Origin of the sequence: Xanthomonas maliensis (assembly GCF_009192945.1) — a bacterium.
Lineage (GTDB): Bacteria > Pseudomonadota > Gammaproteobacteria > Xanthomonadales > Xanthomonadaceae > Xanthomonas > Xanthomonas maliensis.
Genome location: NZ_NSET01000066.1, coordinates 13,559 through 34,521, shown reverse-complemented (window position 1 = coordinate 34,521; position 20,963 = coordinate 13,559). Strand labels below are relative to the sequence as shown.

The 20,963-nt window shown below is 68.1% G+C and carries 18 protein-coding genes and 1 other RNA gene; 14 read left to right on the top strand and 5 right to left on the bottom strand.

Going from position 1 to position 20,963, the window contains the following annotated elements:
• The first annotated feature begins 4 nt into the window (after positions 1-4).
• Complete coding sequence (gene xth, locus CKY51_RS19425; protein WP_022970553.1) at positions 5-784, top strand: exodeoxyribonuclease III; 780 nt, start codon at positions 5-7, stop codon at positions 782-784.
• Positions 781-1,218 carry a GFA family protein gene (locus CKY51_RS19420; protein WP_022970552.1) on the top strand — a complete coding sequence of 146 codons (438 nt, stop codon included), beginning with the start codon at positions 781-783 and terminating at the stop codon, positions 1,216-1,218. The genes xth and CKY51_RS19420 overlap by 4 nt, the downstream gene beginning before the upstream one ends.
• A gap of 63 nt (positions 1,219-1,281) precedes the next feature.
• On the opposite strand, the gene CKY51_RS19415 is transcribed toward CKY51_RS19420, so the two are convergent.
• A complete protein-coding gene (locus CKY51_RS19415; protein WP_031338189.1) occupies positions 1,282-1,533 on the bottom strand; it encodes a GlsB/YeaQ/YmgE family stress response membrane protein in 252 nt (83 codons plus the stop codon).
• A 129-nt stretch (positions 1,534-1,662) separates the two neighbouring features.
• On the opposite strand from CKY51_RS19415, the gene CKY51_RS19410 reads away from it, so the two are divergent.
• Positions 1,663-2,247 carry a 4'-phosphopantetheinyl transferase family protein gene (locus tag CKY51_RS19410; RefSeq protein ID WP_031338188.1) on the top strand — a complete coding sequence of 195 codons (585 nt, stop codon included), beginning with the start codon at positions 1,663-1,665 and terminating at the stop codon, positions 2,245-2,247.
• Between the two features lie 204 nt (positions 2,248-2,451).
• On the opposite strand, the gene CKY51_RS19405 is transcribed toward CKY51_RS19410, so the two are convergent.
• Positions 2,452-4,080 carry an alkaline phosphatase D family protein gene (locus CKY51_RS19405; protein ID WP_031338186.1) on the bottom strand — a complete coding sequence of 543 codons (1,629 nt, stop codon included), beginning with the start codon at positions 4,078-4,080 and terminating at the stop codon, positions 2,452-2,454.
• Between the two features lie 176 nt (positions 4,081-4,256).
• Here CKY51_RS19405 and rsmG point away from each other — a divergent pair, with 176 nt between their 5' ends.
• From rsmG to rpmG, 9 genes are all read left to right on the top strand, one after another.
• The gene (gene rsmG / locus CKY51_RS19400) at positions 4,257-4,895 is read left to right on the top strand and encodes a 16S rRNA (guanine(527)-N(7))-methyltransferase RsmG (RefSeq protein ID WP_022970548.1); all 639 of its coding nucleotides are present in this window, start codon (positions 4,257-4,259) and stop codon (positions 4,893-4,895) included.
• A gap of 304 nt (positions 4,896-5,199) precedes the next feature.
• On the top strand, positions 5,200-7,014 hold the full coding sequence (locus tag CKY51_RS19395) for a DUF885 domain-containing protein (RefSeq protein ID WP_022970547.1): 1,815 nt from the start codon (positions 5,200-5,202) through the stop codon (positions 7,012-7,014).
• A 272-nt stretch (positions 7,015-7,286) separates the two neighbouring features.
• Positions 7,287-7,670: a DUF2946 family protein gene (locus CKY51_RS19390; RefSeq protein WP_022970546.1), complete on the top strand. Its 384-nt coding sequence runs from the start codon at positions 7,287-7,289 to the stop codon at positions 7,668-7,670.
• Between the two features lie 54 nt (positions 7,671-7,724).
• The gene (locus CKY51_RS19385; protein ID WP_022970545.1) at positions 7,725-8,996 is read left to right on the top strand and encodes a TolC family protein; all 1,272 of its coding nucleotides are present in this window, start codon (positions 7,725-7,727) and stop codon (positions 8,994-8,996) included.
• Between the two features lie 182 nt (positions 8,997-9,178).
• Positions 9,179-10,450: an efflux RND transporter periplasmic adaptor subunit gene (locus CKY51_RS19380; RefSeq protein WP_022970544.1), complete on the top strand. Its 1,272-nt coding sequence runs from the start codon at positions 9,179-9,181 to the stop codon at positions 10,448-10,450.
• A gap of 552 nt (positions 10,451-11,002) precedes the next feature.
• A complete protein-coding gene (locus CKY51_RS19375) occupies positions 11,003-14,218 on the top strand; it encodes an efflux RND transporter permease subunit (RefSeq protein WP_022970542.1) in 3,216 nt (1,071 codons plus the stop codon).
• 156 nt (positions 14,219-14,374) lie between these two features.
• A non-coding RNA gene (locus CKY51_RS19370) (sX9 sRNA) lies at positions 14,375-14,450 on the top strand.
• Between the two features lie 210 nt (positions 14,451-14,660).
• On the top strand, positions 14,661-14,897 hold the full coding sequence (gene rpmB, locus CKY51_RS19365; protein WP_002809459.1) for a 50S ribosomal protein L28: 237 nt from the start codon (positions 14,661-14,663) through the stop codon (positions 14,895-14,897).
• Positions 14,898-14,910: 13 nt separating this feature from the next.
• Positions 14,911-15,078: a 50S ribosomal protein L33 gene (rpmG, locus tag CKY51_RS19360; protein WP_002809462.1), complete on the top strand. Its 168-nt coding sequence runs from the start codon at positions 14,911-14,913 to the stop codon at positions 15,076-15,078.
• Positions 15,079-15,196: 118 nt separating this feature from the next.
• Here the strand turns inward: rpmG and CKY51_RS19355 are convergent, their stop codons facing one another.
• The 3 genes from CKY51_RS19355 to CKY51_RS19345 all read right to left on the bottom strand — a co-directional run bounded on the left by CKY51_RS19355 (position 15,197) and on the right by CKY51_RS19345 (position 18,074).
• On the bottom strand, positions 15,197-16,219 hold the full coding sequence (locus tag CKY51_RS19355; protein WP_022970541.1) for an amidohydrolase family protein: 1,023 nt from the start codon (positions 16,217-16,219) through the stop codon (positions 15,197-15,199).
• Between the two features lie 135 nt (positions 16,220-16,354).
• Complete coding sequence (locus CKY51_RS19350; RefSeq protein WP_022970540.1) at positions 16,355-17,410, bottom strand: 4-oxalomesaconate tautomerase; 1,056 nt, start codon at positions 17,408-17,410, stop codon at positions 16,355-16,357.
• Positions 17,403-18,074: a 4-carboxy-4-hydroxy-2-oxoadipate aldolase/oxaloacetate decarboxylase gene (locus tag CKY51_RS19345; RefSeq protein WP_022970539.1), complete on the bottom strand. Its 672-nt coding sequence runs from the start codon at positions 18,072-18,074 to the stop codon at positions 17,403-17,405. The genes CKY51_RS19350 and CKY51_RS19345 overlap by 8 nt, the downstream gene beginning before the upstream one ends.
• 101 nt (positions 18,075-18,175) lie before the next feature.
• Between CKY51_RS19345 and CKY51_RS19340 the strand changes: the two genes are divergently transcribed.
• Together CKY51_RS19340 and cls are read left to right on the top strand one after the other, a co-directional pair.
• Entirely contained in the window at positions 18,176-19,480 is a 1,305-nt protein-coding gene (locus tag CKY51_RS19340) for a LysR family transcriptional regulator (protein ID WP_022970538.1), read from the top strand.
• Positions 19,481-19,493: 13 nt separating this feature from the next.
• Positions 19,494-20,912 (top strand): cardiolipin synthase, encoded by a 1,419-nt coding sequence (gene cls / locus CKY51_RS19335; RefSeq protein ID WP_022970537.1) that lies wholly within the window; start codon positions 19,494-19,496, stop codon positions 20,910-20,912.
• Positions 20,913-20,963 lie beyond the last annotated feature (51 nt).

The following is a 20,963-nucleotide window of genomic DNA, read 5'->3' as shown; positions in this document are numbered from 1 at the left end:
CGCCATGAAGATTGCCTCCTGGAACGTCAACTCGCTCAATGTCCGCCTGCCGCATCTGCAGCAGTGGCTGCAGGCATTCGCGCCGGACGTGGTCGGTATCCAGGAAACCAAGCTGGAGGATCACAAGTTCCCCGATGCGGCGTTGGCTGCGCTGGGCTACCGCAGCGTGTTCTGCGGGCAGAAGACCTACAACGGCGTGGCGATCCTGTCGCGCTCGCCGGCGCTGGACGTGCAGATGGGCATCCCCGGATTTGAGGACACCCAGCAACGGGTCATCGCCGCCACCGTCGATGGGGTGCGCATCGTCAATCTCTACGTGGTCAACGGCCAGGACGTGGACACCGAGAAATACGCTTACAAGCTGCGCTGGCTGGAGGCGGTGCACAGCTGGCTGGAACAGGAACTGCGGGCGCATCCGCAGCTGGTGGTGCTGGGCGATTTCAATATCGCGCCGGACGCGCGCGATGTGCATGCGCCGGAGGTCTGGAACGACAACCATATCCTGACCTCCACCGCCGAGCGTGCGGCGCTGGCCAAGTTGCTGGCGCTGGGTCTGCACGATGCCTTCCGCCTGCACGAACAGGGCGAGGGTCACTTCAGCTGGTGGGACTACCGCCAGGCCGGCTTCCGTCGCAACCTGGGATTGCGCATCGACCTGACGCTGGTGTCCGAGGCCTTGCGCGCGCGTGCGGTGGAAGCGGGCATCGACCGCGAGCCGCGCACCTGGGAACGCCCGAGCGACCATGCGCCGGCCTGGGTGCGGCTGGCGGAGGCTGGCGCATGAGCGAGCGTCACCTGCGGCGCAGCACGCACAAGATCGGCGAGGTCACGCTCGGGCCAGTCCACCGCCTGAGTTGCCACTGCGGCGCGGTGCAGATCGATCTGGATTTGCCGCACGGCCTGCTCGATCCGCGTCGTTGCGATTGCTCGATGTGTCGCCGTCGCGGTGCCATCGTCGCCTCGGTCCCGCTCGATGGCCTGCACGTGCTGCAAGGCCAGGAGGTGTTGCGCCTGTATCAGTTCAACACCCATGCCGCTGCGCATTATTTCTGCGGCGTGTGCGGCATCTACACCCATCACCGTCGGCGGTCCAACCCGAACGAGTACGGTTACAACGTCGGCTGCCTGGACGGCGTCAACCCGTATGCGTTGACGATTGCCGTGCCGGTGGAAGACGGCGTCAACCATCCGGCCGATCGCGTGGCCGCGCACGATTGAGCCACACCGACACGACAACGCCCGAGCAGACCCGGGCGTTGCCCACCACGCATGGGAATGGACTCAGCGCAGCCGGCCGCGGGTCACCAGGTTGACGATGGCCAGCAGGATCACCGCGCCGATCAGCGACCAGATGAAGGTCCACAGCGTGATCGCCTGGTTGATGCCGCCGCCGAACAACCAGCCGGCGATCATGGCGCCGACAATACCGACCACCACGTTGAGGATGATGCCTTGCTGGGCATCCCGACGCATGATGATGCTGGCCAGCCAACCTACGATACCGCCCACGATCAACCAGATGATGATGCCCATATCGCCTCTCGCTGTGGTTAGGCGCACCGGAACGGGTGCGTGGCCGGCATTCAACGCAGCGCGTCGTGAAGCACGCGTCGAGCGCGGCCAGTGCTGCTGCCTGCGGTTCGGTTTGGTGCAAGGCAAGTGATGGCGCCCGACTGGCGGCATGGACCGGTGCAGCTGTGGCTACGTGCGCACCGGCCCGGCGAACGCGGCGAGCCGCAGGCACGGCAGCTGCTTGGGCCGGTACTGGGGCTGGCGCCGGCGGATGTGCCGGTGCAGCGCGACGCGCGCGGTCGCCCGACGCTGCAGCCGGCGCTGCCGGGCTGGGACATCGGCTGGAGCCACAGTGGCGAGTATCTGCTGGTCGGCCTGGGCGAGGGCGTGCGACTGGGGGTGGACCTGGAGCGCCTGCGTCCGCGTCCGCGCTTGCTGGAGATTGCCGCGCGTTTCTTCCACCCCGACGAGACGGCATGGTTGACCGGCTTGCCAGTGGCGGAGGCGCACGCCCTGTTCTTTCGGCTGTGGTGCGCCAAGGAAGCGGTGCTGAAGGCGCACGGCCACGGCCTGTCGTTCGGCCTGCATCGGCTGGTGTTCGCGGCCACGCCCGACGGCGCGCTGCAACTGCAGTGGTGCGCGCCGGAACTGGGCCAGGCTGCGCAGTGGCAGCTGCACGAATGGTGGGCCGCCGCCGACTGTCGTGCGGCGGTGGCCTGGTATCCGTTGCCTTAGCGCGTGTTATGCCCGTTGAGATGAGCGGCGTCGGCCGTCAGCGGTGCGGCGCGCGCCTTGTCTGGACGCGCGTCAGGACGCCTCGCACGCACCTCAACGGACATAACACACGCTCCAGGCGATCAGCTGCCGGCTGCGACGCGCGCGCGTGCTGGCGCCGTTGGCACTGTGTCCGCTGCGGCGGCTGCCCGGCGATATCGCAGCTCAGGCGTCGACTGCACCGGCGCGACCATCCTCGACCACGAAGCGCTTGAGCGTGCTGACGCTGGCCTGGCGATCGCGGCGATCGGAGATGCCTTGCAGACGCGTTTCCATCTTGTCCGCGCTCAGCGTCACCGACACATAGCCGCGGGTCTCGCCCTCGACGTAGTGCACATGCGGATTGAGCGCCATGGTCTGATGCAATTCCGCATTGGGCTGGCCATCGGAAGTGATCGAGGTGCCGACGAATTCGGTGGCCAGGGTCGGGCTGTCCGGATTGGTCGGATCGGCCTTGAGATCGGTGACCCAGTAGGAATGGATGTCGCCGCCCCAGAACACCGGATTGCGCAGGCCGGACTGGGCGATGGCGCCGAGCATGCGCTCACGCGTGGCCGGATAGCCATCCCAGCCATCGGTCCAGTGGCCTTGCACGCCATCGCGGCCAACCTGCTGCATCGGCGCCACCAGCAGGTCCTGCGCGATCACGTTCCAGCGGGCCGGCGACTGCAGGAAGCCGGCATGCAGCCAACGCTCCTGCTCCCAGCCCAGCATGGTCCGACGCGGGTCGGTGCGCTCGCTGCAACTGTCGTCCACCACGTGGCCACCGCGCCATCCATTGGCTTGCGGACAGGGCTGCTCGCTGCGGTACTGGCGTCCGTCGAGGACATAGAAGCGTGCCAGCTGGCCGTAGTCGAAGGACCGGTACAGACGCATGTCCGGCCCGTGCGGGCGGTGGCGCGCACGCAACGGGAAGTGTTCGTAGAAGGCGCGATAGGCGGCGGTGCGCCGTGCCAGGAAGCTGGCGACCGGGATCTTGGAATCCTGCGACCATTGATTGGCGTAGTCGTTCTGCACCTCGTGGTCGTCCCAGGTCGCCACGCAGGCGCTGCCGGCATGCAGCGCCTGCAGGTCCGGATCGGTGCGATACAGCGCGTAGCGATTGCGGTAGCCGGCCAGGTCCAGGCACTCGCCGCTGCCGTGCGGGCGCACGATGTGCTCGGCGGCCGCGCCGTGATAGCTGTATTCGTAGATGTAATCGCCGAGGAAGAACACCAGGTCCGGCTGCTCGGCCGCCAGATGCCGATAGGCGCTGAAATAACCCAGTTCCCAGTGCGAACACGACACAAAGCCAAGCTTTGCGGCGCTCGGCAGCTGATGCGGCGCCGGCAGCGTGCGTGCGCTGCCGATCGGGCTGCGCGCCCCGAGTGCCTGGAAGGCGTACCAGTAGGGCCGATCGGCGGCCAGGCCCGACACTTCCACGTGCACCGAATGGCCCCAGGTCGGGCTGGCGACGGCGTCGCCCTGCGCCACGATCTTGCGCATCCCCGGGTCGCTGGCGACCTGCCAGCGCACCGGCACCGGCGCGCGTAGGCCACCGCGGCCGTCCGGTTCCAGCGGGTGCGGTGCCAGCCGGGTCCAGATGACGAAGCCATCGGCCAGCGGATCGCCGGCGGCCACGCCCAGGGTGAACGGGTCGGCGCTACCGCTGGCACGTGCATAGGGGCTAAGCAGCGCACCGGCGGCCAGGCCGGCGCCGGCGATCAAGAGGCGACGACGGCCGCCATCGAGGGGAGCGCTCACCCCGGCTTTGGCGACATCGGGGGCACGGGGAGGAAGGCGGATCGGTGACATGGACAGCACATGCAAAGCGGACTGGACATCGTGCGAACGCCAGATGTCGGTTTTGTTGCAGGCGCGAACATGGGTGAGCCGGCAGTCAGCGAGCATGCGGGTCGTGGGTGCCGCGCGGGTGGTTCCGTCGGCCCGGCCTGGCCATCGCTGGTCGAGACAACTGCGATAATCGCGCCATGAACGATGTCGCCCTTGCCCCCGAAGTCTCTGCAGCGCTGACCCACGGCCTGCAGGCCCAGTCCATCGATCCGGCCTTCGCCGCACCGCTGCTGCGCTACCTGGCCTTGCTGGTGCGCTGGAACAAGACCTACAACCTCACCGCCGTGCGCGATCCGCGCGAGATGGTCACCCGCCACCTGCTCGATTCGTTGGCCATGCAGCCGTATATCGCCAGCGGCACCCTGGCCGACCTGGGCACCGGTCCGGGGCTGCCCGGCATTCCGCTGGCCATCACCCGGCCGCAGTTGCAGGTGACCCTGGTGGAAAGCAATGGCAAGAAGGCGCGTTTCATGCGCGAGGCGCTACGCCAGCTGGCGCTGGGCAATGCGCGGGTCGCCGAATCGCGCGCCGAGGCACTGGCCGAGCCGGCGGCCTACGATCACCTCACCGCGCGCGCGCTGGATACGCTGGCCGGCATCATCGCCGTCGGCGGCCACCTGCTGCGTCCGGGCGGCAGCCTGCTGGCGATGAAGGGGGTGCATCCACACGAGGAGATCGCCGCGCTGCCGGCCGGTTGGACCGTGGACGAGGTGCACCCGTTGCAAGTGCCCGGGTTGGACGGCGAGCGCCACCTGGTGGTGGTGCGCAAGGGCTGAGCCGTTCGGTCTCCAAGCGCCCTCACCCCACTCTCCCGCGGGCGGGAGAGGGAGCGAGCAGCGCTCCCGACAAGCTCCGCGCCTGCCTTCGCTGGATAAGCACACCAGCCCCCTTCCCCCGCCTCGACGAGCACACCAAGTCCCTTCCCCCGCCTGCGGGGGAAGGTGCCCGCAGGGCGGATGGGGGCAGCACCGATACTCCAGCCATGCGCCTGCGCCAGCCCGCGTTGGGACTTCCGGCCCATGGCAGCTCACGCGCGGGCTGCCATGATCGGGCGTTCGCTCCAGATCAGGCCCCCCGCACTTGACCTCTCCGCTCGCCACCGCACTCTCGCTCGCCCTGCTGGGCGCAGGCTTCGTCGCCACCTCGGCGCAGGCCGCCACACCGCCCGCCCCGGCCGCGCTCACCGCCGAGGCACCCGCCGATGCGCAGTTCCGCGCGATCTACGCGAAGGAATGGGCCTGGCGTCAGGCCGAAACCGGGCAGGCCGACGAGGACAGCGATACCACCGGCGACAACACTCACCTGCCGGATGTCAGCGCAGCCGCGCAGCAGAAACGGCTGGCGGTGTGGGACGGGGTGCTCAAGCAGCTCGATGGCATCGACCCCAAGCAGCTCTCGCCGGCCAACCAGATCAACTTCGCCATCTATCGCCCACAGGTGGAAAACCTGGCCGCCGAAGTGCGTCTGCGTGCCTACGAAATGCCGTTCAATTCCGACAGCTCGTTCTGGTCGAATCTGGGTTTCATGGCGCAGCGGCCGATGAAGACGGCGGCCGACTACCGCGCCTACATCGCGCGGCTCAACGATGTACCGCGCTACTTCGACCAGCAGACCGTCAACATGCGCGCCGGGCTGGCGCGGGGATTCAGCGTGCCGCGCGCAGTGCTGGATGGGCGCGATGTCTCCATCGCCACCGTGGCCGAGGTCAAAGACCCGACCGAATCGACCTTCTACGCACCGTTCAAGCAGCTGCCTGCGCAGATCCCCGCTGCCGAACAGGCGCAACTACGCGAACAGGCCAAGGCCGCGTTGCGCACGGCCGTCCTTCCGGCGTACGCCAAGCTGCTGGCCTTCTTCCGCAACGACTACCTGCCCAAGGCGCGCACCACGCTGGCGGCCGAGGCGCTTCCGGATGGCAAGGCGTTCTATCGCCAGCAGATCCGCGAATACACCACGCTGGAACTCAGCCCTGAGCAGATCCACCAGATCGGCCTGGACGAAGTGGCGCGCATCCAGACCCAGATGAACGCCATCATCAAACAGGTGGGGTTCAAGGGCACGTTCGCGCAGTTCCTGGCCTTCCTGCGCACCGACCCGCAGTTCTACGCCAAGACCCCGCAGGAGTTGCTCGATCGCGCCGCATGGATCTCCAAGCGCGTGGACGGGCAGGTGGGCAAGTTCATCGGCACGTTGCCGCGTGGGCGCTTCACCATCAAGCCGGTGCCCGACGACATCGCCCCGTTCTGGACCGCCGGCCGCGGCGGCGCCACCACCTACTGGGTCAACACCTACAACCTGCCCTCGCGGCCGCTGTACAACCTGCCGGCACTGACCCTGCACGAGTCCTCGCCGGGCCATTCGCTGCAGGGCTCGCTGGCGCTGGAGCAGGGCGAGCAACCGGCGTTCCGGCGCGAGAACTACATCTCCGCCTACGGCGAAGGCTGGGCGCTGTACACCGAGAAGCTCGGCGAAGAAATGGGCATCTACGAAACCCCGTACGAAGAGTTCGGCCGGCTTACCTACGAAATGTGGCGTGCGTGCCGGCTGGTGATCGATACCGGCGTGCACCACGACGGCTGGAGCCGCGCGCAGGCGCTGGCGTATCTGCGCGACCGCACCGCACTCAGCGAGCACGAAGTCACCACCGAGGTGGACCGCTATATTTCCTGGCCGGGCCAGGCACTGAGCTACAAGCTGGGCGAGATCACCATCGTCAAGCTGCGCGCCGAGGCGGAAAAGGAACTGGGTGACCGCTTCGACATCAAGGCCTTCCACGACGTGGTGCTGAAGCAGGGCTCGGTCACCCTGCCCGTGCTGGAGCAGCAGGTGCGTGCCTTCATCGCCGAGAGCAAGGCGCGCCCGGCGACGTCCAAGCCCGGCGCCGCGGCGCCCTGACCCTGGCCAACGGTCCGCTCTACGTAGGAGCGGGCCCGGCCGCGCCGCTGTCCCGCCCCTGGTACCGTTCTGGCCTGGATCCCAGTGCCAGGTCATCGTCGGCAGCTTCTGGCCCCCCCGGGCGCTGTCTGCGGACAACCAGCAGGTGGGATGTAGGTAGAGTGCCATCGCGCTGACCAGGACGGCGTCGCGGCCAGGTCCGCTCCTACGACGCTGCGTGCCAGGCCGTGCATGCGATTGTGTAACTCCCCTGGCCCCGATACGCTGCGCCCATGCTGCTTCGTCGCGCCCGTCGATTGCCTGCCTTGCTGCGCCTGATGGCGTTGCTGGTGCTGGTCATGGGCGTGCTGGTCGCACCGGTCGCCTGCGCGCTGGGCGATGTGCATGCGCTGGCGCACGACCAGGCGCATCTGGACAACACCGCAGCGCATGGCCATGACGGTGCCGACGAAGACGATGCCGGCGAGCCCGACGGCGCCGGCCTGCTGCATGCCTTGATGCACAGCGGCTACTGCCACGGGCACAGCCCGGCCATGCTGCCGGCGCTGGCCTGGGGCCCATTGCCGGCGGGCACGCATGGGCAGCCGCCCGTGCTGACCACCGCCTACCGCTCGCATCTGAGCGAGACCGGATTGCGTCCTCCGATCGCGGCCTGATGCACCGCCGGCAGCTGCCGGCCTGTCCATCGATCCCGATCCGGAGACACCCTCATGTGGTTGCGACTGACGGCGCTTGCCGTCTTCGCGGTGGTGCCGTGCGCCAACGCGCAGGACCTGCCGCCCAAACCCGTGCTGACCCTGGACGACGCCATCGCGCGCGTCGCCCGCCAGCACCCCGACCTACGCCTGGCCGATGGCCAACGCGCGGTCCTCAGCGCCGACGCCGAGCGCGACGCACTGCGTCCGCCGTTGCGCATCGGTGCCGAACTGGAAAACGTGTTCGGCATCGGCCCCACCCGCGCGCTGGACCAGGCCGAGCTCACCGTCACCCTGGCCGGCGTGCTGGAACGCGGCGGCAAGCTCGACGCGCGCCGCACCCTGGCACAGGCCCGCATCGACGCGCTGGCACCGCAACGTGCGCTCGCCCGGCTGGACGTCCTGGCCGAAGTGGCACGGCGCTACCTGGCCATCGGCATGGCCACGCAGCGGCACGCGGCGGCGCTGGACACGCTGGCCCAGCGCCAGCGCACCGTCAGCGCCGCGCGCCAACGGCTGCAGGCCGGCGCATCGCCCGAATCGGTGCTGCTGACCGCGCAGGCCCTGCAGGCGCGCGCAGAACTGGACCGCGATCGCGCCCAGCAGGAACTGCTCGCCGCACGTCGCCAATTGGCCGTGCTGTGGGGGCAGCGCACGCCGGACTTCGGTGCGATCACCGGCGATCTGTTGCAGCTGCCGGACATTCCCGAGTTCGAGGTGCTGGCGCAGCTGCTCGATGCCACGCCGGAACTGGTGCGTTTGAACGGCGAGCAGCGCGTGCGCGAAGCGCGTGTGCGCCTGGCACGCAGCCAGGCGCGCCCGGATCTGGACTGGCAGGTCGGCGTGCGCCGGCTCGAAGGCAACGACGCCACCGCGCTGCTCGGCAGCGTCTCGCTGGCGTTGGGTAGCGCAGCACGCGCGCAGCCGGAGATTCGCGCCGCCGAAGCGGAGCTGGCGTTGCTGGACATCGAACGCCAATCGCAGGCGTTGGTGCTCTACACAACACTGGCCGACGCGCATGGCCGCTACCGCGCTGCACAGCTGGAAGCGACGCGCATGCGCGACGATGTACTGCCCGCGCTCGCCCGCGCCGATGCCGCCGCCGAGCGCGCCTATCGCGCCGGCGCCACCAGTTATCTGGACTGGGCGCAGTTGCAGGCGCAACGCAGCGACGCACGTCAGCAGCAACTGGCCGCCGCATGGGAAGCGCAGACCGCGTTGATCGAAATCCAGCGCCTGACCGGTCAGCCGTTCGTGCGCAATCCTGCCACGCAGGTGACGCCATGAACGCCCGTTCCGTCTTGCGTTTTCGTGCCGCGTGCATGCGCCAGGTCGACCCTGTTGCAGCGGCAGTGATGTCTGCATCCAGCGCTCTTGAAACGCTGCCCACGCCTGATGCACTTCCAGCGCAACTCATCTCCATTCGTTCGCCCGACGCAACGCGTCGGCGCCAATCAGGATCACGTTCGATGACACGTTTCATCATTGCGCCGCTGTTGCTGGCGCTGTTACTCAGCGGCTGCGGCCGCAGCACCGACGCAGCGCACGACGACCACGCAGGCCATGCCGCCGAAGGCGAGGCAGGCGCCGATGCGCATGGCGAGGAAGCCAAGACCGGCACGCACGGTGGGCGGCTGCTCAACCGCGACGGCGACAGCGTGGAGCTGGCCATCGCCGAAGACGGCACACCGCCCACCTACCAGGCCTGGCTGTACCGCGATGGCACACCGTTGCCGGCCACCGCTGGCAGCGTGGAAGTGCATCTGACCCGGCTCGGCGGTGGCGATGAAGTGCATCGCTTGCGCCCACGCGAGGATGGCAGCCTGCTGGCCGACAGCACGGTGGGCGAGCCGCATTCGTTCGATGTGGAGGTGCGCGCCACCGTGCAGGGCAAGACGCATCGCTGGCGCTATCCCAGCTACGAGGGGCGCACCACCATCGCGGCGAAGATCGCGCAGGACGCGGGCATTCGTGTTGCGCCGGTTGGCCCCGGCAGCATCGCCGATCAGCATGAAGTGCAAGGTTTGTTGACGCCGGCAGAAGGTGCGCAAGCGCAGGCCACTGCGCGCTTTCCCGGCCCGGTACGCAGTCTGCGCGTCAATGTCGGCGATCAGGTGCGCGCCGGTCAGGTGCTGGCCACGGTGGAGAGCAATCTGAGCCTGACCACCTATGCGGTCAGCGCACCGATCAGCGGCACCGTGCTTGCCCGCAATGCCAGCCTGGGCAGCAATGCAGGCGAAGGCCAGGCGCTGTTCGAAATCGCCGACCTGTCCAGCGTGTGGGTGGATCTGCACATCTTCGGCGCCGACGCCGGGCATATCACCGCTGGCGCACCGGTGACGGTGACGCGCATCAGCGATGGCGTGGTGGCGCAGACGACCTTGGAACGCGTGTTGCCGGGCACCGCCACCGCGAGCCAAAGCACCATGGCGCGTGCGGTATTGCGCAACAGCGATGGCTTGTGGCGGCCGGGGTCTGCAGTGAAGGCGCGGGTGACGGTGGCGCAGCAGCCGGCGGCGATGGTGGTGCCGGTGGGCGCGTTGCAGCAGTTCCGCGACTGGGACGTGGTGTTCGTGCGGGTGGGGGATGTGTACGAGGTGCGGCCGCTGACGCTGGGGGCGCGCGATGCGCAGCAGGTGGAGGTGTTATCGGGCTTGGTGGCAGGTGATGCGGTGGTGGTGGAGCAGAGTTATCTGGTGAAGGCCGATATCGAAAAGTCGGGGGCTTCGCATGATCATTGAGCGCGTTGGTATGGATGTCGTTGCGCCTTTGAGTGGAGGCGTTTGTCGGATGCGAGGGGGCGTGCCAGGGCAAAGGCTTTGTCGCCCTTTCAGGCTAGAGCGAAGGCTTTCTCGCCCCGTCGGGCTAGAACAAAGGCCTTCACGCCCTGGCGGGCGCGAGTCACTTTTCTTTGCTCGTGCAAAGAAAAGTAACCAAAAGAAAGCACACCCCGTCCTCGCGCCTTCCGCGCCTGCGGCGCTCCAGGTCCGCAAGTCCGGCAGAAATTTTTGTAAGGGACGTCCATGTCCCTTACAAAAACGTCGCGCATCCATGCGCGCCGCCCTGCGGGTTGGATCTGCCGGCCTTGCCGCTGCGGTATGGGGCCCCGAAAGCAAACAGCAACAGCAACAACAGCAACAGCAACAGCAACAGCAACGGCGCTGGTGCGCGGATAAGTGTTCGTTTGGCCTGTCGCGCCACGCCGCGATGGGGGGGCGGCGTGATCGGTCGGTGGCAAGGCCAAGACACCGGCCGGCGCAGTGCGGTGCCAGGTTTGTACGGAGGGGCTTGGCATGCTGACCGACATCATCCGGTTTGCGATTGCACAACGTTGGTTGATGCTGGCGTTGACCTGCGTGCTGATTGCGATCGGTGCCTGGAGTTTCTCGCGCTTGCCGATCGATGCAACGCCGGACATCACCAATGTGCAGGTGCAGATCAATACCGCGGCGCCGGGGTATTCGCCGTTGGAAGCCGAGCAGCGGGTGACATTCCCGCTGGAAACGGTGCTCGCCGGTCTGCCCGGCTTGGAGTCGACCCGCTCGCTGTCGCGCTATGGCTTGTCGCAGGTGACGGTGGTGTTCGTCGATGGCACCGATCTGTATTTCGCGCGGCAGCAGGTGGCCGAGCGGTTGCAACAGGTCAAGTCGCAGTTGCCGGCCGAGCTGGAGCCGCAGTTGGGGCCGATCGCCACCGGGTTGGGTGAGATCTTCATGTACACCGTGGAGGCTGCGCCAGGTGCGCGCAAGCGCGATGGCTCGCCTTGGACGGCCACCGATCTGCGCACGCTGCAGGATTGGGTGGTGCGTCCGCAGCTGCGCAACGTGCCGGGCGTCACCGAGGTCAATACCATCGGCGGTTATGCGCGGCAGATCCATATCACGCCCGATCCGGCGCGCCTGGTCGCGTTGGGATTTACCCTCGACGATGTCGCGCAAGCGGTCGACGCCAACAACCGCAACATCGGCGCCGGCTATATCGAGCGTAACGGCCAACAGTTTCTGGTGCGGGTGCCGGGGCAGGTGGACGACATCGCGCAGATCGGCGCGATCGTGCTGGATCGGCGCGCCGGCGTGCCGATCCGCGTGCGCGATGTGGCGCAGGTGGGCGAGGGACGCGAACTGCGCACCGGTGCTGCCACCCAGGACGGCAGCGAAGTGGTGCTCGGCACGGTCTTCATGCTGGTTGGTGCCAATAGCCGCACCGTGGCGCAGGCCGCAGCGCAGCGGCTGGAGGTAGCCAACGCCAGCTTACCGGCCGGCGTGCAGGCGGTGCCGGTCTACGACCGCACTGCGCTGGTGGACCGCACCATCGTCACCGTGGCCAAGAACCTGATCGAAGGCGCGTTGCTGGTGATCGTGGTGTTGTTCCTGCTGCTCGGCAACGTGCGCGCGGCCCTGATCACCGCGGCGGTGATTCCGTTGGCGATGCTGTTCACGCTGACGGGCATGGTGCGCGGCGGGGTCTCGGGCAATTTGATGAGCCTGGGTGCGCTGGATTTCGGCCTGATCGTCGATGGCGCGGTGATCATCGTGGAGAACTGCCTGCGTCGCTTCGGCGAGGCGCAGCAGCGGCTGGGGCGCGTGCTGGATCGCAGCGAGCGTTTCGCGCTCACTGCCGAAGCGACGGCCGAGGTGATCCGCCCCAGTCTGTTCGGTCTGGGCATCATCACCGCGGTGTACCTGCCGGTGTTCGCCCTGACCGGCATCGAAGGCAAGATGTTCCATCCGATGGCCATCACCGTGGTGCTGGCGCTGACCGGCGCCATGCTGCTGTCGTTGACCTTCGTGCCGGCGGCGATTGCACTGCTACTCGGCGGCAAGGTTGCCGAGCACGAAAACCGGGTGATGCGCTGGGCGCGCGGCGCGTATGCACCACTGCTCGAACGCGCGTTGCGGCACGGGCGTCTGGTCGGCATCGGCGCGCTGGTGACGGTGGTGCTGTGCGCGCTGCTGGCGACGCGGCTGGGCAGTGAATTCATTCCCAATCTGGACGAGGGCGATGTCGCCCTGCATGCCCTGCGCATCCCCGGCACCAGCCTGGAGCAGGCCATCACCATGCAGTCCACGCTGGAAAGGCGCATCAAGCAGTTTCCGGAAGTGGCGCGCGTGTTCGGCAAGCTGGGCACGGCGGAGGTGGCGACCGATCCGATGCCGCCGTCGGTGGCCGACACGTTTCTGATCCTGCATCCGCGCGCGCAATGGCCGGATCCGCGCAAGCCCAAGGCGCAGTTGCTGGCCGAGATCGAGGAGGCGGTGAAGCAGTTGCCCGGCAACAATTACGAGTTCACCCAGCCGATCCAGATGCGCATGAACGAGCTGATCTCCGGCGTGCGTGCGGATGTGGCGATCAAGGTCTACGGCGACGATCTGGAAACCCTGCTGGCGCTGGGACGGCGCGTGCAGGCTGTCGCCAGCGCGGTGCCCGGCGCGGCCGATGTCAGCCTGGAACAGGCCTCCGGCTTGCCGATGCTGGCGGTGGTGCCCGATCGCGCTGCATTGGCTGGCTACGGTCTCAATCCGGGCGTGCTGCAGGACACCGTGGCCGCGGCAGTCGGTGGGCAACACGCCGGGCAGTTGTTCGAAGGCGATCGACGCTTCGATATCGTGGTGCGGCTGCCCGAAGCGTTGCGCCAGGATCCGGCGGCGCTGGCGGACCTGCCGATCCCGTTGCGTGGCGATGGCGAGCGCGGTGATGCCGACGAATCCAGCCGCACCGCCGGTTGGCGCAGCGGTGCGCCCACGACCGTGCCGCTGCGCGAAGTGGCCAGGATCGAGACGTTGCTTGGGCCGAACCAGATCAATCGCGAAGACGGCAAGCGCCGCATCGTGATCACCGCCAATGTGCGCGATCGCGATCTGGGCAGTTTCGTTGCCGAGGTGCAGCAGCGCGTCAAGGCGCAGGTCAAGCTGCCGACCGGCTACTGGATCGGCTACGGCGGCACCTTCGAGCAGCTGATGTCCGCCGGCCAACGCCTGGCCTGGGTGGTACCGGGCACCTTGCTGCTGATCTTTGCCCTGCTGTACTGGTCGTTCGGCTCGTTGCGCGATGCGCTGGTGGTCTTCAGTGGCGTGCCGCTGGCTCTGACCGGTGGGGTGGCGGCGCTGGCGTTGCGCGGGCTGCCGCTGTCGATTTCCGCCGGGGTCGGCTTCATCGCCCTGTCGGGCGTGGCGGTGCTCAATGGCCTGGTGCTGATCGCCTTCATCCGCAACCTGCGCGCGCACGGCATGCCGTTGGAGCAGGCCATCCGCGAAGGTGCGCTGGCGCGGCTGCGGCCGGTGCTGATGACCGCACTGGTCGCCGCGCTGGGCTTCGTGCCGATGGCGCTCAATGTCGGCGCCGGTGCCGAGGTGCAGCGGCCGCTGGCCACGGTGGTGATCGGCGGCATCGTGTCCTCGACCCTGCTGACCTTGCTGGTGTTGCCGGTGTTGTACCGCTGGCTGCAACGCCGGCCTGGGACGCCTGGCGACACCGGCACGGTGGAGGGCGGACGCGTGAGCCCGGCCTGATGCGGCGGTAGCCAGACCGTTGCTGTGGTGGCGCGGCAGGCCCTGCGCCACGCCACCAGGCAGGGCGTGCGCCTGCCTGGTGGCCCGATGCCTTAGAGCAGCTGACAAAACTACTGCGCAGCCGCCATGCGGGCGCGGCCGGTGCTCGGAATCCTCATGGACCACTCGTACACTGCGGTTCCTGCGCGTCGTCCGCGCCCACCTGACGGCTGCTCGCTACGTTTTGTTAGCCGCTCTAAGTGCTTGCGCAGCAAGGGAAAGCTGTGCATAATGCGCGGCTCGCTGTGCCCGGATCGCTCCGGATGGCGGCACCCAGCGCGATGGGGTGCCGGCCGGTAACCAGCGTAAGTCGTTGATTCCCAACATTGCGTGGCAGCCAGATGGGTGCCGGGGCCGCCGTTTTCCTGGCTAAGGAAGACACCAAACTTTATCGAGGTGCGCAATGTCCCGCGTATGCCAAGTGTCCGGCAAGCGCGTGCAGACGGGTAACAACGTCTCCCACGCCAACAACAGAACCCGTCGTCGCTTCCTGCCCAACCTGCACGAGCGCCGCTTCTGGGTCGCCAGCGAGAACCGCTGGGTCAAGCTTCGTGTTTCCGCGCACGCCCTGCGCACCATCGACAAGAACGGGATCGATGCCGTTCTGAAAGAGCTGCGCGCGCGCGGCGAAAAGGTCTGAGGAGTAAGCAGTCATGGCAAAAGGCAAGCGTGACAAGATCCGTATGATTTCCTCGGCCGCCACCGGCCACTTCTACACCACGGACAAGAACAAGAAGAACACTCCGGGGAAGATGGAAATGATGAAGTACGACCCGGTCGTGCGTAAGCACGTCATGTACAAGGAAGGCAAGATCAAGTGATCGTCTGATCGCTGGATCCGCGTCCACCAGACACCCGCCGCAAGGCGGGTGTCTGCGTTTAGGGGCCCGGGCGATGCGTCAGTCGTCGTCACCGGCGCCGCCGCCGCCGCGCGCCGGCCTACAGTCCGCGCGCGCGCAGCTGGGCGTCGAGGCGGGGATAGACGCGTCGCGCGTTGCCTTCGAACACCTTGTGCCTGTCGGCCTCGGACAGCGCCAGCGCATCGATGTAGCGCTTGGTGTCATCGAAATAGTGGCCAGTCTGCGGGTCGATGCCGCGCACCGCGCCGACCATCTCCGAGCCGAACAGGATGTTGTCGATGTCGATCACTTCGAACAACAGGTCGATGCCGGGCTGGTGATACACGCAAGTGTCGAAGAACACGTTGCGCATCAGGTGGGTGTCCAGCGCGGGTTTGCCCAGCATGTCGGCCAGGCCGCGGAAGCGACCCCAGTGATAGGGCACCGCACCACCGCCGTGCGGGATGATGAAGCGCAGCTGCGGGAAATCCGCGAACAGGTCGCCTTGCAGGAACTGCATGAAGGCGGTGGTGTCGGCATTGAGATAGTGCGCGCCGGTGGCGTGGAAGTGGGCATTGCAGCTGCCCGATACGTGCACCATCGCCGGCACGTCGAGCTCCACCATCTTCTCGAAGAACGGATACCAGGCGCGATCGGTCAGCGGGACGCCGGTCCAATGACCGCCGGATGGGTCGGGGTTGAGGTTGCAGCCGACGAAGCCCAGTTCGTTGACGCAGCGCTCCAGTTCGGCGATCGAATGGGCGATCGGCACGCCCGGCGATTGCGGCAGCTGGCAGACGCCGATGAAGGTCTGCGGATACAGCTGCACCACGCGCGCGATCAGGTCGTTGCAGTGGCGTGTCCAGCGCTGGCTCACCGCTTCGTCGCCGACGTGGTGGGCCATCGTGCTGGCGCGCGGCGAGAAGATCGTCATGTCCGCGCCGCGTTCGCGCAACAGACGCAGTTGATGTTGCTCGACGCTTTCGCGCAGGGCGTCGTCGGAAATCTGCGGGTACTCCGGCAGCGGCAGCGTGGGGTCCTTGTAATGCGCGACCTGCGCGTTGCGGAAGGCGTCGTGCGCCGCTGGCGCCGTGGTGTAGTGGCCGTGACAGTCGATGATCATGGGGCAGTCCGAACCAAGGCAGAGTCTGAGGGCTTGCGGGCGGTGTGCGCTGCGCCGGCGACAGGTGCGCCCGCGCATGCGTCCGGCTGACCGGCGGTGCAGCGGCATGCAACACCCGCGCAAATAGGCCGGTGCTCAGCCAAACACCACCCCATCGAACAGCTTGCGGGCGGTGCGCAGTACCGCTGCGCGCACGACCGTGCCGTGCGCATCCAGGCGGATCTGGCAGCTGCTGGCGCCACTGGGATGCTCGACATCCAGTTGCTGGGTGGCTCCGCCGGGCAGCTGTGCCAAGGCATGCGCCGGCGAGCCCGGCAGCAGGCAGGCAGTGGCGACGCTGACCGCGCCCAGCACACCGACCGAGGCATGGCAGCGATGTGGAATGAACGAGCGCACGCTGATGGCGCCGCCAGCGCGCGGCGCGGCGACCAGCATCAGCTTGGGCACGGTGGCCTCGGCGACGTCGCCCAGCCGCATGCGCGGGCCGGCCAGCAGCCGGATCGTCTCCAGCCGCGCCTTCAGCGTAGTGTCGGCATCCAGCGTGGCGCGATCTTCATAGCCGCTGATGCCCAGGTCGCTGGCGCGCAACACCACGCAGGGCATGCCGTTGTCGATCAAGGTCGCCTGCACCTCGCCGAGCGTGTCGATGACGTTGCCGGTCGGTAGCAGGGCGCCGCAGGAGGAGCCGGCGATATCGGCGAAGGCCAGCGCCACCGGTGCCGCGCTGCCGGGCACGCCGTCGATGCGGGTCGCGCCGTCGTAGCGGACCTGGCGCGCGGGCGTCTGCACGGTGGCGGTGGCCAGCGTGCCGGTGTTGCGCATGAAGATGCGCACCTCGGTCTGGCCGTCCTGGGCCGGCAGCAGGCCGCGCTCCAGGGCGAACGGCGCCACCGCAGCCAGCATATTGCCGCAGTTCTGCGCATCGCTGACCTGGGCCTGCTCCACGGCCACCTGCAGGAACAGGTAGTCCACATCGGCATCGTCGCGTTGCGAGCGGCTGACCACCGCCACCTTGGAGGTCAGTGGATCGCCGCCGCCCATGCCGTCGATCTGGCGCAGGTCTGGCGAGCCGTAGGCGCGCAACAGGAAGGCATCGCGGTCGGCGACCGCGGCGGGCAGGTCGTCTTCCAAAAAGAAGCCGCCCTTGGAGGTGCCGCCGCGCATCCACATGGCGCGTACGCCTTCAGACATAGCGCAGACCCTTGGCGGCCAGGCGTTCGCGCATGGCGTACAGGTCCAGCCCCAGCTCGCCTGCTGCCAGGCGCTGACGCTTGAGCGTTTCGCGGGCTTCGCGTGCCTGCGCTTCGGCCAGCACGTTGGCGGCATCGGCGCGCGCGACGACACAGACGCCATCGTCATCGGCCACCAGCACATCGCCCGGCTGCACCAGCGCACCGGCGCAGACCAGCGGGATGTTTACCGAACCCAGCGTTTCCTTGATGGTGCCCTGCGCGCAGATCGCCCGGCTCCAGGCCGGAAAGTCCATCTGCTTGAGCTCGCGCACGTCGCGCACGCCGGCATCGATGATCAGCCCGCGGCAGCCGCGTGCCTGCGCCGAGGTAGCCAGCAGATCGCCAAAATAGCCATCGCAGCAGTCGCTGGTCGGTGCCACCACCAGCACGTCACCGTCCTGTAGCTGCTCGATGGCCACGTGCATCATCCAGTTGTCGCCCGGCGGGACCGAGACGGTGACGGCGGTCCCGGCGATCCGGCAGCCGGGATAGATCGGGCGCAGGCGATGGTGCAGCAGCCCGCGTCGGCCCTGTGCCTCGTGGACGGTGGCCACGCCCGCCTGTGCCAGCCCGTCGACGAGCGCGCGCGCAGTGCGGCTAATCCGGGTCACGACCTCGCCCATCCATCCATCCTCGTTAAGGCTGATCCGAGTCTGGGATCAGCCGACCCGCTGCTTCAACATGGATTTGAGGTATGCATATTGATTCTGATTATAGTTAGAGCATGCCCAAGAACCCTGGCCCGAACCTTCGCCATCTCGAAGCGCTGCTCGTCGTGCAGCAGGCCGGCAGCATCAGTGCGGCCGCGCCGCAGGTGAATTTGTCCCAGCCGGCGCTGACCCAGGCGATCGCGCGGCTGGAGCGGCAACTGGGCATGGCCTTGTTCGAGCGGCAACCTGGCGGCATGGTCGCGACCAGCGCCGCCGGCTTGCTGCTGCCGCGGATCGAGCGGGCGCTGGCGCAGTTGGCCCAGGGGGTCCGGCTGGCGCGGCGGGCCGTGCGCCAGCCCGTCCACCCCGGGCTGGAGCGCCGCATCGGGCTGGGGCAATGGCAGGCACTGGTCGCGCTGGAGCACGCCGGCAGCTACGCGTTGGCGGCTGCGCAGGCCGGCGTGTCGCAACCGGCGGTCCATCGCGCGGTGCAGGCGCTGGCCGATACCATCGCGGTGCCGTTGGTAGTGCTGCGTGGGCGCAGCGTGCAGCTCACACCGGCGGCGCTGGCCCTGCTGCGGCGCGTGCGCTTGGGCCTGTCCGAACTGGAGGCCGGGCTGGACGAGCTGGCGGCGCTGCGGTCGCAACAGGCCGGGCGGATCCGCCTGGGCGCGATGCCGGTCGCCCGCGCGGTGTTGTTGCCGCAGGTGCTGGCGCGGTTTGCCCGGCTGCATCCGGGGGTGGCCATCAGCGTGGTCGAAGGTCCCTATCCGCAGTTGTTGTCGCAGTTGCGCGATGGCGGGCTGGACCTGTTGATCGGTGCGCTGCGCGAGCCGCCGCCAGTGCGCGACATCGTGCAGGAGCCGCTGTTCGCCGACGACCCGCTGATCGTGGCGCGCGTCGGCCATCCGCTGGCCAGCGGCCCCTATGCATTCGCCCAGCTGCGCGACTATCCATGGGTGGTGGCTGCGGCCGGTGCACCGGCGCACGAACGCTGGGAGCAGTTGTTCCAGGCCCACGGGGTCGCGCCGCCACCGCGCTGGATCGAGTGCGGGTCGGTCTTGATCACGCGTGGCTTGTTGCTGGAAGACGATTGGCTGGCGCTGATGTCGCCGGACCAGTGCGTGGTGGAGCGGCGAGCCGGCCTGCTGTGCGCGATCGGCAGCGCCGGCGGCGGCGCACGCCGGATCGGTCTGACGATGCGCAGCGACTGGCAGCCCACGCGCGTGCAGCACGCCTTGCTGCAGACCTTCCGCCAACTCAGCCGCGAACGTGCGCCGCGCATGCAGGATGGGTCGCGCTGGCCGTTCCGCCATGGCGAAGCGACGAGTGCGACATTGCGTTTGCGCACGGGCCGGGCAGAATCGGAGTCCTGCTGAAGACGGATCGCCGATGCTGTCGTATTGGTCGCAAGGGACGTGGCTGTTGGCGCTGGACTGGGCGATCCGCCTGGCCGCACTGCTGTGGATTCCCACCCGCACCACCCCCGGTGCCGCGCGCAGCTGGCTGTTGCTGATCGGCTTCGTGCCGGTGCTCGGGCTGCCGTTGTATCTGCTGCTCGGCCATCCCTGGCTGTCGCGCCTGCGGGTGCAGCGGCAGGCCGCCGCCTCGCAGGTGATTCGCGAACAGCAGCAAGCCCTGCATGCCTTGCGCTGGACGCCTCGCGCCGATACCAGCAGCGCGGAGATGGTGCCGCTGATCGAGCGCCAGGGCGATTTCATGCCCACGCTGGGCAATGCGGTGGAATTGCTGGACGACTACCTGCCTGCGGTGCAGGCGCTGGTGGCCGCCATCGACGAAGCGCGCGAACGCGTGCACCTGCTCTACTACTTGATGTTCGACGATGCGGTGGGTGAGGCGGTGGCGGCGGCGCTGGAGCGCGCCAGCGGCCGCGGCGTGCGCTGCCGCCTGCTGCTGGACGCGGTAGGCGCCAAGCGCGGGCTGCGTCGCTACCGCGCGCGCCTGCAGGCAGCCGGGGTGCAGGTGCAGGCGGTGCTGCCGGGTGGTCTGCGCTGGCGGCGCAGCGGCCGCATGGACCTGCGCAACCACCGCAAGATCGCGGTGATCGATAACCGCATCGGTTTCGTCGGTTCGCAGAACCTGGCCGAAGCGCAGTTCGTCGCGGGTGCGCCCAACCGCGAGCTGGTGGCCCGCGTCCGTGGGCCGGTGGTCAATCACCTGGAGGCGGTGTTCGCCAGCGACTGGTTCACCGAGACCGGGCAGCGGCTGGACGTGTGGCCGGATGCACCGGTCTGCGCGGCCAATATCGCCACCCAGCTGTTGCCGAGCGGGCCGGCCTACCCGTTCGAAAATGCGCGCGATGCGATCAACGCGATGATCCATCTGGCGCGGCGCAAGGTGGTGTTGGTGACGCCGTACTTCGTGCCCGACGAGGCCTTGCTCAGCGCCCTGCGCATCGCCGGCATGTCCGGGGTGGACGTGCAGCTGATCCTGTCCGAGCGCAACAACCAGCGCCTGGCGGCGTGGGCGCAGGAGGCGTATTTCGAGGACCTGTTGCGCAGTGGCGTGAAGATCGCGCTGTATCGCCCGCATTTCCTGCATGCCAAGCATCTGAGCGTGGACGAGGACATCGCGCTGGTCGGATCGATCAACCTGGACATCCGCTCGTTCGCGCTCAATGCCGAGATCGGCATGCTGTGCTACGACCAGGGTGTGGTGCAGCGCTTGCGGCAGATCGAAGCCGACTATCTGTCGCAGGCGCGGCCGCTGGAGCTGGAACAGTGGCGGCGACGCCCGGCGTGGCGGCGCAGCCGCGAAGGCATTGCGCGCTTGGCCGATGCGTTGATGTGAGGCGCCGCGCCCGCGGTTGGCGGGTGCGCTGGTCATCGGGTTGCCGCGGGC